Source organism: Variovorax sp. P4_B10, assembly GCF_056402375.1.
Genome location: NZ_JBFUHN010000038.1, coordinates 1 through 14803, shown reverse-complemented (window position 1 = coordinate 14803; position 14803 = coordinate 1). Strand labels below are relative to the sequence as shown.

At 67.6% G+C, this 14803-nt stretch carries 14 protein-coding genes; 4 read left to right on the top strand and 10 right to left on the bottom strand.

The features are described 5' to 3' along the window. Positions 1-142: 142 nt before the first annotated feature. Complete coding sequence (locus AC1DXX_RS18450; protein WP_478135654.1) at positions 143-1372, bottom strand: nucleoside recognition domain-containing protein; 1230 nt, start codon at positions 1370-1372, stop codon at positions 143-145. A 69-nt stretch (positions 1373-1441) separates the two neighbouring features. On the opposite strand from AC1DXX_RS18450, the gene AC1DXX_RS18445 reads away from it, so the two are divergent. The 3 genes from AC1DXX_RS18445 (at position 1442) to AC1DXX_RS18435 (ending at position 4751) form a co-directional block, all read left to right on the top strand. Continuing rightward, a complete protein-coding gene (locus AC1DXX_RS18445; protein WP_478135653.1) occupies positions 1442-3025 on the top strand; it encodes a phospholipase D family protein in 1584 nt (527 codons plus the stop codon). 104 nt (positions 3026-3129) lie between these two features. Further along, positions 3130-4287: an ABC transporter substrate-binding protein gene (locus AC1DXX_RS18440; RefSeq protein ID WP_478135652.1), complete on the top strand. Its 1158-nt coding sequence runs from the start codon at positions 3130-3132 to the stop codon at positions 4285-4287. A gap of 98 nt (positions 4288-4385) precedes the next feature. Then, positions 4386-4751 carry a hypothetical protein gene (locus AC1DXX_RS18435; RefSeq protein WP_478135651.1) on the top strand — a complete coding sequence of 122 codons (366 nt, stop codon included), beginning with the start codon at positions 4386-4388 and terminating at the stop codon, positions 4749-4751. 15 nt (positions 4752-4766) lie between these two features. On the opposite strand, the gene AC1DXX_RS18430 is transcribed toward AC1DXX_RS18435, so the two are convergent. The 8 genes from AC1DXX_RS18430 to AC1DXX_RS18395 form a co-directional block, all read right to left on the bottom strand. Continuing rightward, on the bottom strand, positions 4767-5489 hold the full coding sequence (locus tag AC1DXX_RS18430) for an ABC transporter ATP-binding protein (RefSeq protein ID WP_478135650.1): 723 nt from the start codon (positions 5487-5489) through the stop codon (positions 4767-4769). Then, positions 5482-6249 carry an ABC transporter ATP-binding protein gene (locus AC1DXX_RS18425; protein ID WP_478135649.1) on the bottom strand — a complete coding sequence of 256 codons (768 nt, stop codon included), beginning with the start codon at positions 6247-6249 and terminating at the stop codon, positions 5482-5484. Before AC1DXX_RS18425 ends, AC1DXX_RS18430 begins: the two co-directional genes overlap by 8 nt. Next, positions 6246-7208 (bottom strand): branched-chain amino acid ABC transporter permease, encoded by a 963-nt coding sequence (locus AC1DXX_RS18420; protein WP_478135648.1) that lies wholly within the window; start codon positions 7206-7208, stop codon positions 6246-6248. Before AC1DXX_RS18420 ends, AC1DXX_RS18425 begins: the two co-directional genes overlap by 4 nt. After that, the gene (locus AC1DXX_RS18415) at positions 7205-8065 is read right to left on the bottom strand and encodes a branched-chain amino acid ABC transporter permease (protein ID WP_478135647.1); all 861 of its coding nucleotides are present in this window, start codon (positions 8063-8065) and stop codon (positions 7205-7207) included. The genes AC1DXX_RS18420 and AC1DXX_RS18415 overlap by 4 nt, the downstream gene beginning before the upstream one ends. A gap of 40 nt (positions 8066-8105) precedes the next feature. Beyond that, positions 8106-9299: an ABC transporter substrate-binding protein gene (locus tag AC1DXX_RS18410; protein WP_478135646.1), complete on the bottom strand. Its 1194-nt coding sequence runs from the start codon at positions 9297-9299 to the stop codon at positions 8106-8108. Between the two features lie 98 nt (positions 9300-9397). Next, complete coding sequence (locus AC1DXX_RS18405) at positions 9398-9721, bottom strand: 2Fe-2S iron-sulfur cluster-binding protein (RefSeq protein WP_478135645.1); 324 nt, start codon at positions 9719-9721, stop codon at positions 9398-9400. A gap of 5 nt (positions 9722-9726) precedes the next feature. Beyond that, positions 9727-11181, bottom strand: coding sequence for a glutamine synthetase family protein (locus tag AC1DXX_RS18400; RefSeq protein WP_478135644.1), 1455 nt, complete (start codon positions 11179-11181; stop codon positions 9727-9729). A gap of 9 nt (positions 11182-11190) precedes the next feature. Continuing rightward, the gene (locus tag AC1DXX_RS18395) at positions 11191-12522 is read right to left on the bottom strand and encodes an aromatic ring-hydroxylating dioxygenase subunit alpha (RefSeq protein ID WP_478135643.1); all 1332 of its coding nucleotides are present in this window, start codon (positions 12520-12522) and stop codon (positions 11191-11193) included. A 289-nt stretch (positions 12523-12811) separates the two neighbouring features. Between AC1DXX_RS18395 and AC1DXX_RS18390 the strand changes: the two genes are divergently transcribed. Beyond that, a complete protein-coding gene (locus tag AC1DXX_RS18390) occupies positions 12812-13546 on the top strand; it encodes a GntR family transcriptional regulator (RefSeq protein ID WP_478135642.1) in 735 nt (244 codons plus the stop codon). A 7-nt stretch (positions 13547-13553) separates the two neighbouring features. On the opposite strand, the gene AC1DXX_RS18385 is transcribed toward AC1DXX_RS18390, so the two are convergent. After that, the coding region (locus AC1DXX_RS18385; RefSeq protein ID WP_478135641.1) for an amidase at positions 13554-14803 on the bottom strand (1250 nt) is incomplete at its 5' end.

Genomic DNA, 14803 nt, shown 5'->3' with positions numbered 1-14803 from the left:
TTATTTCGCTGCGGGGAGCACCCGGTGCCCTGTGCACGAGGGCACGCTGCTGGTTTGCGGCCGATCAACCAGTGCTCTGAGCGATCACACCGTCGGCGTGAGCGCGCCCTGAACGACCCGAAGCCTGGGAACAAGTCCGGTCCTAGCCAAAGAACCAGTAGCAGACGGCAATCGCTGCGACAACACCAGCCAGCTCGGCCAGCAGCGCGCACGACACCGTGTGCCGCGTGCGCTGGATGCCGACCGCACCGAAATACACGGCAAGCACGTAAAAGGTGGTCTCGGTGCTCCCCTGGATGGTGGCGGCCACCAGCGCGGGGAAGCTGTCAACGCCCTGGGTCTTCATGGTCTCGATCAGCATCGCGCGTGCCGCGCTGCCCGAGAAGGGCTTGACCAGCGCGGTGGGCATGGCGTCGACGAAGCGCGCATCCCAGCCGCCCGTGTTCACCAGCCAGCGCAGGCCGCCGAGCACGAAGTCGAGCGCGCCCGACGCCCGCAGCACGCCGATCGCGCAGAGCATGGCGACGAGGTACGGCAGCAGGTTCTTCGCGATGTCGAAGCCTTCCTTCGCACCCTCGATGAAGCATTCGTACACCTTGACGCGCCGGATCGCGCCGGCCAGCAGGAACACGATGATCACGCCGAACAGCGCGAGGTTGCCCATCAGCGACGAGAGCGAGGCGATGGCCGCCGCCGACAGCGTGCCCAACAGCGCCATGAAGCCGCCGAGCAGCAGCGCGCCGGGGATCAGATAGGCCAGCACCACCGGGTCCCACAGCCGCAGGCGCTGCGCCACGGCCACCGACAGCAGCCCGACCAGCGTCGACGCGCTGGTCGCCAGCAGGATCGGCAGGAACACCATCGTCGGGTCGTGCGCGCCCTGCTGCGCGCGGTACATGAAGATGGTGACGGGCAGCAGCGTCAGCGACGAGGCATTGAGCACCAGGAAAAGAATCTGCGCGTTGGTGGCGGTCAGCGGGTCGGGGTTCAGCCGCTGCAGCTCGCGCATGGCCTTGAGGCCGATGGGCGTGGCGGCGTTGTCGAGCCCGAGTGCGTTGGCGGCGAAATTCATCGTGATCAGGCCGAGCGCCGGATGGCCCGCGGGCACGCCGGGCATGAGCCGCCGGAACAGCGGACCGAGCAGCCGCGCGAGCCAGCCGACCAGCCCCGCCGCCTCGGCGATGCGCAGGAAGCCCAGCCACAGCGTGAGCGTGCCGAACAGCAGCACCATCACCTCGACGGCGAGCCGCGCCATCGCGAACAGGCTTTCGACCAGCGCCGCGAACACGGTCGGGTCGCCGCCGATGAGCCACCGTCCCAGCGCCGCGAGCGCCGCCATCCCGAAGAAACCGAGCCACAAGCCGTTGAGCACGCTTTTTTTCCTTTTGTGGGCGCGATCATAGGGCTCCGCTCGGGCCTGCCGCAGGCTACAGTTCGGGCCATGGGAGCCTCCCTCTTCGTCCGCAGATTCGCCGCTCTGGCGTGGAGCGTCGTGGCCGCCGCCTGGCTGGCCGGTTGCGTGAGCCTGCCGCCGCCACAGCCGCGACCGGTCGTGACGGCCATCACCGACGTGGCGGGCACCGAACTGGGCCAGCTCGCGGTCGCGGGCACGCCGGGCGGGTCCACCGCGCTGTCGGGTTTCCGGCTGCTGCCCGAGGCTGCCTTCGCCTTCGATGCCCGCATTTCGCTCGCGCGGCACGCCGAGAAGTCGCTCGACGTCCAGTACTACCTGATCCACAAGGACGACGTCGGCCTGCTGTTCCTGAAGGAGCTGCGCGAGGCCGCGGCACGCGGCGTGCGGGTTCGCCTGCTGGTGGACGACCTCTACACGGCCGGCGAGGACGAGGTGTTCAGCACGCTCTCCGCCTTTCCGAACATCGAGGTGCGGCTGTTCAATCCGCTGCCCTCGCGCGCCAACTCGCTGACCGCGCGGCTGTTGTTCTCGCTCACCGATTTCGGCCGCATCAACCACCGCATGCACAACAAGCTGCTGGTGGCCGACAACAGCTTTGCCGTGTCGGGCGGCCGCAACATCGCCAACGAATACTTCATGCGCAGCACGGCGGCGAACTTCATCGACATGGATGTGCTGTCGAGCGGGCCGGTCGTGCGCCAGATGTCCGAGGGCTTCGACCGCTACTGGAACAGCGAGCACGTGCGGCCCATCGAAAGCATCGCGCCGCTGCGCATGCCGGTGGAGGAAGCGCAGAAGCGCTTCGACGCGATGGCGCGCACGGCGGTGCCCGACGTGCAGATCCGCCAGCGCGACGTCCTGAACAAATCGCCGGTCGGCGAGCAGCTCACCACCGGCAAGATCGACCGCTACTGGGCGCCGTTCACGCTGTTCGTCGACGACCCCGAGAAGATCACGCGCAAGGCCGACGCGGCCTACGCGGGCAGCGTCACGGAGGGCGCGCTCAGCGTCATCAACTCGGCGAAGCGCGACGTCAAGATCGGATCGCCGTACTTCATTCCCGGCGCGCACGGCATGGCGATGATGAAGAAGGCCATCGAGCAGGGCGGGCGCATCACCGTGGTCACCAATTCGCTGGGCGCCACCGACGAGCCGCTGGCCTATGCGGGCTACGAGCGCTACCGCGCCGACATGCTGAAGATCGGCGTCACCATCTACGAGATCGCACCCACCCTGAGCGGACGCTCGGGCCGCTTCGGCGACTTCGGCAAGTCGATCAGCCGGCTGCACGCCAAGCTCGCGGTGATCGACGACGAGCGCTTCTTCGTCGGCTCGATGAACCTCGACCACCGCTCGGCCGCCGTGAACACGGAAATGGGCCTGGTCATCGACAGCCCCGAGCTCGTGGGCGACTACAACAAGCTCATGACGGGCGACCGCGTCAACCTCGGCTACCGGCTGCGGCTCGGACCCAACGGCCGGCGCGTGCAGTGGCTGGAATACGACGACGCCGGCGGCGACATCGTCCACGAGGACGAGCCGGGCGAATTCCTCTGGCTGCGCTTCAAGAACTGGCTGCTGCTGCCCATCGTGGGCGAAGAACTGTTGTAGCCCGCCGACCGGCGGCCGCCGGTTGTCATCTCCGAAAAGGCGACGTGCATTACATTTCTCGTTGAAATGTGAATTTTTGTCACCGACTTCTGGAGACTTTGACCATGACCGTTCCCGAGCCGCGCGTGTCGATTGCGCCGCCCACCACCAGCCGTCGCCGTGTGCTGACCGGCCTGGCCGCAACCGCTGCCGCAGGCCTGGGCATGCCGGCCATTGCGCAGGGCCGGTCGATCCGCATCGGGACCACCTTCGACAACAGCAGCGTCGAGAAGGCCAACGGCCAGGGGCTCCTCCAGGGGTCGAGCGCCTTCTTCAATGCGCTCAACAAGGCGGGCGGCATCAACGGCTCCAAGGTCGAACTCGTCATGGCCGACGACACCTTCAAGCCCGAGGTGGCCAAGGCCAATGCGCTGGCCTTCGAAAAGGACAGCTCGGTGCTCGCGCTGGTGCATCCGCTCGGCACCCGCCAGACGTCGGAAGTGATGGACGCCGTGCCCGGCATGGCCGTGGTCGGCCCGATCACCGGCACCATCTCGCTGCGCAAGAAGACCTCGCCCAACACCTTCTGGGTGCGCGTCAACTACGACCAGGAAGTCGACAAGCTCGTCAGCACGGCGGCCGTGTTGGGCCAGAGCCGCATCGGCCTCGTGCATTCGAACGATCCGCTGGGCCAGTCGGTGCTGGCGGCCTTCAAGGCCGCGCTGGCCAAGGCCAAGCTGGAGCCGGCTGTCATCGCGACCACGCCCAACACCACCAGCATGGAAGTAGGCCCCGCGGCCGAAGCCATCGCCAAGGCCAAGCCGCAGGTCGTGATCATCGGCCTGGCCGGCACGGCGCCGGTCTTCATGAAGGCGCTGCGCGATGCCGGGGGCAACAGCTCCGCCTACGGCCTTTCGATCACGGCCAGCGCGCTCTCTGCCATGGGCGACCTCGCGCGCGGCCTGGGCTTCGTGATCGTGGTGCCTTCGCCGTACTCGACCAAGTTCGAGATCGTGCGTCGCTACCAGGCCGACATGGTGGCCAATGGCACCAAGGATTTCTCGCTCACGAGCCTGGAGGGCTACATGAACGCCGCCGTGCTCGCCGAAGGCCTGCGCCGCGCCGGCGGTGCGCCCACGCGCGCCTCGGTGCTGGCGGGGATGGCCAGCATCGAGAACTTCGATCTGGGCGGGGTGAAGATCAACTACGGCCGCACGAACCGCGAAGGCGGGCAGTTCGTGGACGTGGCGGTGATCGGCAGCCGTGGGCAGATGCTGAGCTGATCCGGGTTCGTACCGCGAGCCGTGGCTCGCGGTAGCGTGCATGGGTACTTCGGTGGACGCCGGGTCGTTTTCAGGAGGTGCGCCCTTACAGTGCAGGCATGGTCCTCGACTTCTGCATCTCCTTCGGCCTGGCCGCCCCTGTGGTGCTGAGCGTCGTCCTCTTTCAGGTCGGCTACCGGGCCGTCGCGCAACGGCGCGTGGGGCCGCTGGCTGCAAGCCTTGTCTACGGGCTGTGCGTGGCGGCGCTGCCGCTGGCTGTGTGGTGGGGTGTCCACGCCCTCGCGGAGTTCTACATCGTCGGCGAGGGCACCTCGTTCTGGAAGTCCGTATTGCAGATCGGGCTGGCCTTCATCATGTACGCGTACCTGTGCATTTCGTGGGCCCTGAGCTTCGTGGCCGCCTGCCTGGCCGCATGGCGGTTCACGGTCTGCGCGAAGCGCTTGAAGCAGGAGGCCGCGGCCTGACACCGGGCCCGTCGTTCAGCTCGCCAGATCCTCGGCGATCCCCACGCCCAGCAGCCCTTCGAGCAGCCCCTTGTCGGCCGCGAGCCCCGCGCTCGGGCCGGCGTGCACCACGGTGCCACGCTCCAGCACGATCGCGCGATGCGTCATCTCCAGCGCCAGCACCGGGTGCTGCTCGACCACGATCGACGCCAGGCCTTCCGATTCGCACAGCCGGCGGATCGCGGCGGCCAGCTCTTCCACGATGATCGGCGCGAGGCCTTCCATCGGCTCGTCGAGCAGCAAGAGCTTGGGGTTGGTCATCAACGCACGGCCGATGGCCAGCATCTGCTGCTCGCCGCCCGAGAGCTGGTTGCCGTAGTTGCTGCGTCGCTCGCGCAGGCGCGGGAAGAAGTCGTAGACGCGCTTCAGGTTCCAGCCACCCAGCCGCGCGATCACCGTGAGGTTTTCTTCCACGGTGAGCGAGGGGAACACCTCGCGCTCCTGCGGCACCCAGCCCAGGCCCGCGCGCACACGCTGGTGCGAGGGCCAGCGCGTGATGTCGGCGCCCTGCCAGCGGATCGCGCCCTGCATCACGCGGGTGTTGCCCATCAGCGTTTCGAGCAGCGTGGTCTTGCCCACGCCGTTGCGCCCGAGGATGGCGAGGCTTTCGCCCTGCTGCAGGGAAAAGTCGAGTCGGTCGAGCACGACGGCGTTGCCGTAGCCGGCGGTGACGTGGTCGAAGGCGAGCACTTCAGGCATGGTGGTGCGAACTCCCCAAATACACTTCGCGCACGCGCGGGTCGACGCCGATTTGGGCGGGCGTGCCTTCGGTGAGGATGCGGCCGCCCACCAGCACCGAGATGCGGCGCGAGAAGCGGAAGACGAGCTTCATGTCATGCTCGATGAAGAGCACGCTGATGTCGTCCGGCAGCGCGGCGATGGCTTCGAAGAGCTCGCCGCTCTCGTCTTCGGGCACACCGGCAGCGGGCTCGTCGAGCAAGAGGATGCGGGGCTTGGCTGCGAGCGCCAGTGCGATCTCCAGCAGCCGCTGCTTGCCGTAGGCCAGCTCGGCCACCGGCACGTCGGCGAGGCTGTCGAGCTTCAGCGTGGCGAGCAGCGCATGCGCCTCGTCGAACACTGTCGTGCAGCCCTTGAGCGGCCGCCACCAGGTGGCGCCCAGCCCTTCGCGCTCGCTGATCGCGAGCACCACCGACAGCAGCGGCGTGAGGCTCGGGAACAGCGTGTTGATCTGGAAGGTGCGCGCGAGACCCATGCGGGCGCGCTTGTCGCCCGAAAGGCGCGTGATGTCGCGGTCGCCCATGTGGATCGATCCGCTCGTGGGTTTGAAGACGCCGGTCAGCAGGTTGATCAGCGTGGTCTTGCCGGCCCCGTTGGGGCCGATCAGCGCTTGTCGCGCGCCGGGTTCGAGCGAGAGGTTCACTTCGCTCACCGCCTGGAAGGCGCCGAAGCGGATGCCGAGGCCCTGCGTGCGCAGCGTGTGGGTGGTGGCCGTGCTCATCGCACCTTCCCCATCCGCACGAAGCGCGACAACGCACCCATGATGCCGCCGCGCCCCAGCATGACCGCCGCGATCAGGAAGATGCCGAGCCAGAACATCCAGTACTGCGGATTCATGTCCGCAAACCCGTCGTGCACCAGCATGTAGACGATGGCACCGATCATGCCGCCGTACAGCCGCCCCGTGCCGCCGAGCACCAGGATGATCAGCACTTCGGCCGAGCGGTTGAAGCCGATCGACTCGATGCCGACGAACTGCGTGGTCTGCGCGAGCAGCGCGCCTGCCACGCCGGCCACCGCAGCCGAGAAGGCATAGGCCATGCGCAGCCGCGCATCGACCGGCGAGCCGATGGCGAGCATGCGTTTGCGGCTGTCGTGAATGCCGCGCAGCGCCAGGCCGAAGGGCGAGCGAAGCACCAGCCGCACCAGCAGGAACATCGCGAGCACCACGCCGAAGGCGTAGCCGAACGCGGTCTTGCCGTAGAGATCGAACTCGAAGAAGCCGAGCACCGGCGCGATGACCACGCCCTGCAGGCCATCGGTGCCGCCGGTGATGCCCGAGAGCCGGTTGGCCACCTCGAACAGCAGCACGCACACGCCGATGGTGATCATCAGCCGTGTGAGGTCGGCGCCGCGCACCACCAGGTAGCTCAGCGCGTAGCCCAGCAGGCCGCTGACGACGAGCGCGAATGCGAGGCCGGTGAAGGGCTCGCTCCAGCCGTACCTGGCGAGCAGGCCGGCCGCATAGGCGCCCGCGCCGAAGAAGGCCGCATGGCCGACGGTGAGGATGCCCGCGTAGCCGAGCGCCATGTCGAGCGACACCGCGAACAGCCCGAAGATCATGACCTGGCTCATCAGCGTGAGCTTGTCGGGCAGCAGGAAGAAGCTCGACGCGAGTGCCAGCCAGAAAGCGATTTCGGCGATGCGCAACTGCACGGGCGAGACAGTGAGGGCCTTCATGCGAGCCCCTTCTTCGCGACGATGCCGTTCGGCCGCACCAGCAGCATGACGATCATGAAAACGTAGATGAGAAAAGCGCCCGCCTCGGGCCAGTAGTACTTGCCCGCCACGTCGACGATGCCGACCAGCAGCGCCGCGACGAACGGCCCGGTGACCGTGCCCGCGCCGCCCACGCACACCACCATCAGGAAGTAGACGAGGTACTTGAGCGGAAACGACGGCTCCAGCCCCAGCATGCCCAGGCTCAGCGCGCCGCCCAGGCCCGCGAGGCCGCAGCCCAGCGAGAAGGTCAGGAAGAACAGGCGCTGCACGTGGATGCCGGTGCCGCCCGCCACGCGCTGGTTGTCGACCGCTGCGCGCACCATCGCGCCGTAGCGCGTCTTGCCCAGGCCGAGCAGCAGCGCGGTCAGTACGGCCACGCCGCAGACGATCAGGAAGAGGCGATAGCGGCCCACTTCGAGGCCGCCCAGCGAGACCTGCCCGTCGAGCGCCGGCGGCAGCGTGAAGGGCTGCATCGTCGGACCGAAGACATACGTGAAGGCCGCGATCGACACGAACACCACACCGATCGACAGCAGCACCTGGTCGAGCGGATGCGCACGGTACAGGCGCCGGTAGAACACGAACTCCAGCGCCGCGCCCACCAGCGCCGCCGCCACGAAGGCCGCGGCGAGCGACAGACCGAAGCCGATGCCCCACTGGTTCATCAGCACGCTCGCCGCGTAGCCGCCCACCATCGCGAAACTGCCGTGCGCGAGGTTGACGAAATTCATGAGCCCCATCGTGATGGACAGGCCCACGCCGATGAGGAACAGGAGCATGCCGTAGGCCACCCCGTCGAAGATCACGATGCCCATGGGCCTCCTGTTGCTGCTGCGTGCCGAAGCGCCGGCCCGGTCAGTTCGAGCTTTCCTTGGCAGGGTCCTTCACGCGGTCGAACTTGTCGAACTCCACGTTCACCAGCTGGCCGTTCACGCGCTCGGTCTTGCGGATGTAGACGGTCTGCACGATGTCGCGCGTGAGCGGGTCGATCTCGATCGGGCCGCGCGGGCTCTCGAAGCGCAGGCCCCGCAGCGCGTCCATGAACTTGTCGCCGCCGGCGTCGCCCTTGGTCTTGGCGAGCGTCAGGTCGATCGCGGCCATGGCGTCGTAGGCGGTCACGGCGAAGTAGCTCGGGCGCAGCTTGGCGCCGTTGTCGGCGGCAAAGTCCTTCACGAACTTCTGGTTCTTCGGCGAAGGGTGCGCGAAGGAATAGTGGTGGCTGGTGACCAGGCCCAGCGCCACGTCGCCGGTGGCGTCGAGGTAGCTGTCGTCGGTGGCTTCGCCGGTGGCGTAGAGCTTGATGCCGGCCTGCTCCATGCCGCGTTCCTTCCACACCTTGAGGAAGGCCGGCGGCATCACGCCCGAGGGGAAGAAGAAGAACACGGCCTGGGGCTTGGCGTCCTTGATGCGCTGTACGTAGGCCGAGAAGTCGGGATTGTTCATCGGCGTGCGCACTTCGCCCGAGACCTTGCCGCCGCCGGCGGTGAAGGTCTTCTTGAAGGCGGTTTCGGCATCGACGCCCGAGGCGTAGTCGGCGACCACGGTGTAGGCGTCCTTGATGCCTTCCTTCAGCATGAAGCGCGCCATCGGGTCGGTGACCTGCTGCACGGTGAACGACAGCCGTGCGATGTAGGGCGAGCTGTTGGTGATGGCCGATGATGCCGCGTTCATCACGATGGTCGGGATCTTGGCCTGCGTGGCGATGGCGCCCACGGCGTACGCGTTGGGGCTGAAGTCCAGGCCGGTGAGGATGCTCACCTTGTCGCGCACGATCAGTTCCTGCGCGATGCGCTTGGCGGCGTCGGGCGCGGGGCCGGCGGTGTCCTTCTTGATGACCTCGACGGTGCGCCCGCCCACCTTGCCGCCGTGCTCCTTCAGGTACAGCGCAATGCCGGCGTCGAACTGGCGGCCGTAGTCGGCGTACGGGCCGGAGTAGGTGGCAATGAGGCCGATGCGCAGCGGCTCGTCGGCCGCCTGCGCGGCCACGGTGCCCAGCATGCCGAAGCCGGCGAGCAAGAGGGTCGAGAGAACGGTTCTCTTCGTCGTCATGGAAAAACGCCTTTCAGGTGGAGTGGATGCGCCCGGTCGCGGGCACTGCTGTCATGTAACCGAATGTTCTAAGGTGACCGATGGTGCCAGAGACCCGGTCAGACCTGGGTGTCGGGCACACGCACCGTGAGGCCATCGAAGGCAGCCGTCACGCTGAGCTGGCAACTGAGCCGCGAGTTGGGCAGACGCTCGGACGCGACGGCGTCGAGCAATGCACTCTCCATGTCGTCGGGCGGCGGCAGCAGGCCGGCGAAGGCGTCGTCCACGTAGACGTGGCAGGTGGCGCAGGAGCAGCAGCCGCCGCATTCGGCGTCGATGCCGCGGACGTTGCCGCGGATGGCGGTCTCCATCACGCTGGCGCCGATCTTGGCGTCGACCTCGCGCGTGGTGCCGTCCTTGAGGATGTAGTGGATCGTGGGCATGGGGTTCAAAACATGTCGAAGTACTCGCGGTGTTCCCACTCGCTGACTTCGAGGTTGAAGCGGGCGATTTCCGCTTCCTTGATGTGGCAGAGGTAGTCGACGAAGACCTTGCTCATCTGCGTGTTGAGCATCTCGTCCTTGCGCAGGCAGGCGAGGGCGTCGCTCAACGAACGCGGCAACTGCTCGGCCGGCGTTTCGTACGGCGCGTCGGCCGACGCGCCCGGGTCGATCCTGTTGCGGATGCCGTCGAGCCCCGAGAACAGCTGCGATGCGAGGTAGAGGTACGGATTGGCCGTCGGCTCGCCCACGCGGTTCTCGATGCGCGAGGCGCTCTGGCCCACGCCGCCGAGCACGCGCAGCATCGCGCCGCGGTTGTCCCTGGCCCAGATCGCGCGGTCGGGCGCGAGCGAGAAGGGGCGGTAGCGCCGGTAGCCGTTGATCGTGGGGCTCGCCAATGCAGCCGCGCCGCAGGCGTGCGCCTTCAGGCCGCCGAGGTAGTGCATGCCGATCTCGCTGAGCGCCCGGCCGCCGGCCTCGGGCATGAAGGCGTTGACGCCGTCGCTCTTGCGCCGCAGCGACTGGTGCAGATGCCAGCCGCTCGACATCACGTTCGGAATCTTCGGCCGGCACATGAAGGTGGCGTGCAGCCCGTTGCGCTGGCAGATCTGCTTGATGGCGCTGCGCAGCAGCACCATGGTGTCGGCCGGCACGACGCCCGCGGTGGGGCCGAAGGTCAGCTCGAACTGGCTCGGGCCGAACTCGATCTCGAGCGAGCGCAGCGGCAGGCCGAGCGCGACGAGGTTCGAGCGCAGCAGCTCCATCAGTTCGTCGACGCGGTCGTAGCGCAGCTCGGTCAGGTACTGGTGGCCGTGCGAGAGCAGCGACACGCGCGGCGGTTCGCCGGGCTGACCCGAATCCGCCAGGCCCATGCGCGCATCCTCGAGCTTGAAGACGTGGAATTCCACTTCGAGGCCGGCGATGAAGTCGAGCCCCAGTTCGTCGAGCTGCCGTACCGCGCGCTGCAGGATCTGCCGCGTCGCGAAAGGGCAGGGCTTGCCGTCCGCCATATAGGCATCGCACAAGATCCACCCGGTGCGCGGCGCCCAGGGCAGCACCTTGAAGGTGGCGGGGTCGGCCACGATGGTGAAGTCCGCGCCGCCCTGCAGGCCTTCGATGGCGAAGCCGCCGTTCGTGGTGAACACCGGGAACACGGTCTTGTGCGAGGTGTCCTTGGCCAGCAGCGTGGAGGTGAGGTTCACGCCTTCCCACAGGGCCGAACGCGCCTCGCCGGCGACCAACGTCTTGCCGCGCAGCAGGCCGTGCTGGTCGGGCCAGGCGAAGCGGACGAGATCCACCTCGCCGCTGTCGATGCGGCGCACCAGCTCGCGGGCCTGCGCATGCTGGTCGTCGGACCAGAGACCGAAGCGGTCGACGAATGTGTTGGTGTTGTTGCTGCTCATGGCGCGTGCTCAGGCAGCGAGCCGTGCGGAGGCCCAGTCGGACTTCAGGCGGCGCGCGCGGTCGGCTTCCTGCCAGTAGGTCTCGGTGGCCGCTTCGTCGGTGACGTTGCCGATGCCGTCGATGGACGGTGGCCCGGTCATTGCGCTCGCCTGCGCGGCGTCGATCAGCATCGGCGCGCTCTCGCCGGCCAGCGTGGCCTCGATGGCTTTCACCAGCACGCGGCGGTAGGCAATGATGCCCTTGTCGGTGCTGCCCAGATGCTCACGCGTGCGGTCCTGGATGGCGCCCTGCGATTCCACCGCCCACTGGTCGTGCACGTTGATGTCGTCGCCCATGCCGGTGTAGGTTCCGGTCAACTGCTCGTCGACGCTGTAGCCGTAGTTGTTGCGCTTGTTCTTGCGCGAGGTGTAGTCGGGCAGTTCGTAGAGCTTCAGGCGCTGGTCGCGCATCTGCGCTTTGTCGACCGGGCCGGTGAAGCTCGTGAAGATCGCGTACCAGTAGCAGTGCGTGTCGTCGACCGGCACATGCCATTGCGAGATGGTCATCTCGGCGCTCATCGGGATCACGAAGGCCTGCGGGAACACCACGTTGGTCACGCGCACGTGGGTGGTTTCTTCGGAGAGCCTGCGCAGCGCCTTCAGGCGGAAGCCGTAGTCGGTGGGCTCGACGCTGATGTCGGGCCGGTCGTACTCGCGCAGCACCTTGGTGATCGGCATGTCGGAGTCGGCCGAGGCGCCGCGGAACTGCTTGCCGTAGCTCTCGGAGGTGTCGGCATCCTCGAAGAAGCGGTGCAGGTACGAGGCGTGCGCCGGGTCGATGCCCACTTCGAGCGCCTGCAGCCAGTTGCATTCAAAGAGGCCCTTGAACGCGAAGGTGTGGCTGTCGGGCGCGACGAAGCAGTCGAACTCGGGGAAGGCCGGGGGCTCGCCCTCGCCGATGTATGCGAACACCACGCCGCTCTTCTCGACCACCGGGTAGGCCGACTGCTTGATGCGGCTGCACAGCTTGCTGGTGGCGGGTTCGGCGGGGGTTTCGAGGCAGTTGCCCTTGGCGTCGAACAGCCAGCCGTGGAAGGCGCAGCGCAGGCCGCCGTTCTCCAGCCGGCCGAAGGCGAGGTCGGCGCCGCGGTGTGGGCAGTCGCGGTCGAGCATGCCGAGCTGGCCGTTCTCGTCGCGGAACAGGACGAAGTCCTGGCCCATGAGCTTGACGGGCTTGACCGGGCGCGGGCCCGCCAGTTCGTCGGCCAGGGCCACCGGCTGCCAGTAGCGTCGCAGCAGCTTGCCGGCGGGAGCGCCGGGTCCGACGCGGGTGATGAAATCATTCTGTTCGGCGCTGATCATCGTGCGGGCTCCATCGTGGGTGCTTGAGGAAGAGGTCTGCGGACATTGCATGCAGTTGTATGCATTGTCTTGGCGATCCTCGGTCCCGGTCAAACTTTCATCTGTAATTTCGCCCCGATTCGGGGCTCCTTGGCCTTGAGATTCGGGTAAATACGGAGTGTGACGTGTGTTTTTGACACTTGTTATGGAGGAATGCATGCAACAACTGAGCCAGGATAAATATGCTGCGTGCAGTGGTGGCCCCGTCTCCTAGAATCCGCTCATTCCTCCTCCTGGCGCCTCCTCTCTGATGGACTCCCAACAATCCCGCGTGCTCGTGCAGTTGCGCGACATGATCCTCAAGGGCGAATTCGTGCCCGGAGAGCGGCTGGCCGAGATTCCGATCGCCGAGAAGCTCGAAGCCTCGCGCACCCCCGTGCGCCTGGCGCTGGCCAGCCTCGAGCACGAAGGCCTGATCGAGCAGTCGCCCAGTGGCGGCTACCAGATGCGCCGCTTCACCTCGCAGGAAGTGGCCGACGCCATCCGCGTCCGCGGGGTGATCGAAGGCTTTGCGGCGCGCCTGCTGGCCGAAGACGGTGCGCCGCGCCAGCTGCTGCGCGACCTGAAAGAGTGCCTGGACGCCGGCGACAAGGCGGTGAACAAGCCCAGCATGGAGCTCGACGACTACGCGGCCTACGTCGAGATGAACGACCGCTTCCACAAGCTGATCGTCGAAGGCTGCGGCAACCTCGCGCTCAAGCGGGTGATGGACATGCTCGGCGGACAGCCCTTCGCCGCGCCCAGCGCGATGCTGCCGATGCAGTCGTCGATGGAAGAAGGCCAGCAGTGGATGCGGCAGGCGCACCGCACGCACCATGCGATCGTGCAGGCCATCGAGCGCGGGCAGGGTTCGCGCGCGCAGGCGCTGGGCGAAGAGCACGTCGAGATCGCGCGCATGAACCTCGACTACGCGCTGGAACGCCCGGAACTCGCGGCCGAGCTGATGCCGGGCATTCGCCTGGTTTCCAAAGGGCGCAACAGCTGAGCGTGCGTCAGCTGTTGATGCCGCGCCGCGGCGTCACCACGGCCTCCACCGCCGCGCCCACTGCCAGCAGCCGGTGATCGGTGTTGCCGATGCCGGCCACCATCAGGCCGACCGGCGCGGCGCCCGTCTCGTGGCAGGGCACCGAGAGCGCGCAGCCATCGAACAGGTTCACGACAGACGGGTTGCGCAGCATGCGGCCGTTGATGCGATAGTAGGTGTCGTCGTCCTTCAGCACCTCGGCGATCGGCGGCGCGATGTCGGGCGTGGTGGGCATCAGCATCGCGTCGTAGCCGGCGGCCGCGGTGTTGATCGCGCGGATGAATTGGCGGCGCAGCGCCTGCAGTTGCACGTAGTCGGGCGCCAGGATGGTCTCGCCGGTCTTGATCCGTGCCAGAACGCGCGGGTCGTATTTGGCTGCGCCCGTCTTGATGAAGTCGCGGTGCCACGCGTAGGCCTCGGCGGCGGTGATCATGCCGCGTGGGTTGATGGCCTGCGCCTTGGCAAACTCGACCATCGGCAACTCGGTCAGCGTGGCGCCGGCGGCCGAGAGCTTCGACAACGCCGACGCAAAGGCCGCGGCGACGGGCGGCGACAGGTCGTCCTGGAAAAAAGTCTTCGGCACCGCGAAGCGCAGGCCCTGCAGCGGCGGCGTCCTGAGGGGTCGCGACAACTCGCCGGCCAGCACGGCGCCGAGCAATGCGCAGTCTTCCACCGTCCATGCCATCGGCCCCGCCGAATCGAAGGAGGTCGACAGCGGCATCACGCCGTCGAGCGGAATGCGCCGCTGCGTGGGCTTGAAGCCCACCAGCCCGTTGAGCGCGGCGGGAATGCGCAGCGACCCGCCGGTGTCGGTGCCGATGGCGCCGGCCGCCATGCCGTCGGTCACCGAGATGGCCCCGCCCGAGGTCGAGCCGCCCGGGATGCGGCCGGTCGCGCGGTCGTAGACGTTCTTCGGCGTGCCGTAGTGCGGGTTGATGCCGAGTCCGGTGTAGGCGAACTCGACCGTGTTGGTGCGCCCGATGATGATCGCGCCGGCGCGCCGCAGCCGCTCGACCACCACCGCGTCGCGCTGCGCCGGCGGCTGGCCGACCAGCACCGTGGAGCCGCCGAGCGTGGTGATGCCGGCTTCGTCGAACAGGTCCTTGAGCGAGATCGGGATGCCGGCAATGGGCGAGAGCGCCGCGCGGCCGCTCTTGCGTTCGGCATCGAGTTGTGCGGCCGCGGCGCGGGCCGATGCGGCGTGCACCTGGATGAAGG

Coding starts and splice junctions, on each gene's coding strand:
- AC1DXX_RS18445 (WP_478135653.1), top strand. CDS start 1,442: ATGGGAGCCTCCCTCTTCGTCCGCAGATTCGCCGCTCTGGCGTGGAGC.
- AC1DXX_RS18440 (WP_478135652.1), top strand. CDS start 3,130: ATGACCGTTCCCGAGCCGCGCGTGTCGATTGCGCCGCCCACCACCAGC.
- AC1DXX_RS18435 (WP_478135651.1), top strand. CDS start 4,386: ATGGTCCTCGACTTCTGCATCTCCTTCGGCCTGGCCGCCCCTGTGGTG.
- AC1DXX_RS18430 (WP_478135650.1), bottom strand. CDS start 5,489: ATGCCTGAAGTGCTCGCCTTCGACCACGTCACCGCCGGCTACGGCAAC.
- AC1DXX_RS18425 (WP_478135649.1), bottom strand. CDS start 6,249: ATGAGCACGGCCACCACCCACACGCTGCGCACGCAGGGCCTCGGCATC.
- AC1DXX_RS18420 (WP_478135648.1), bottom strand. CDS start 7,208: ATGAAGGCCCTCACTGTCTCGCCCGTGCAGTTGCGCATCGCCGAAATC.
- AC1DXX_RS18415 (WP_478135647.1), bottom strand. CDS start 8,065: ATGGGCATCGTGATCTTCGACGGGGTGGCCTACGGCATGCTCCTGTTC.
- AC1DXX_RS18410 (WP_478135646.1), bottom strand. CDS start 9,299: ATGACGACGAAGAGAACCGTTCTCTCGACCCTCTTGCTCGCCGGCTTC.
- AC1DXX_RS18405 (WP_478135645.1), bottom strand. CDS start 9,721: ATGCCCACGATCCACTACATCCTCAAGGACGGCACCACGCGCGAGGTC.
- AC1DXX_RS18400 (WP_478135644.1), bottom strand. CDS start 11,181: ATGAGCAGCAACAACACCAACACATTCGTCGACCGCTTCGGTCTCTGG.
- AC1DXX_RS18395 (WP_478135643.1), bottom strand. CDS start 12,522: ATGATCAGCGCCGAACAGAATGATTTCATCACCCGCGTCGGACCCGGC.
- AC1DXX_RS18390 (WP_478135642.1), top strand. CDS start 12,812: ATGGACTCCCAACAATCCCGCGTGCTCGTGCAGTTGCGCGACATGATC.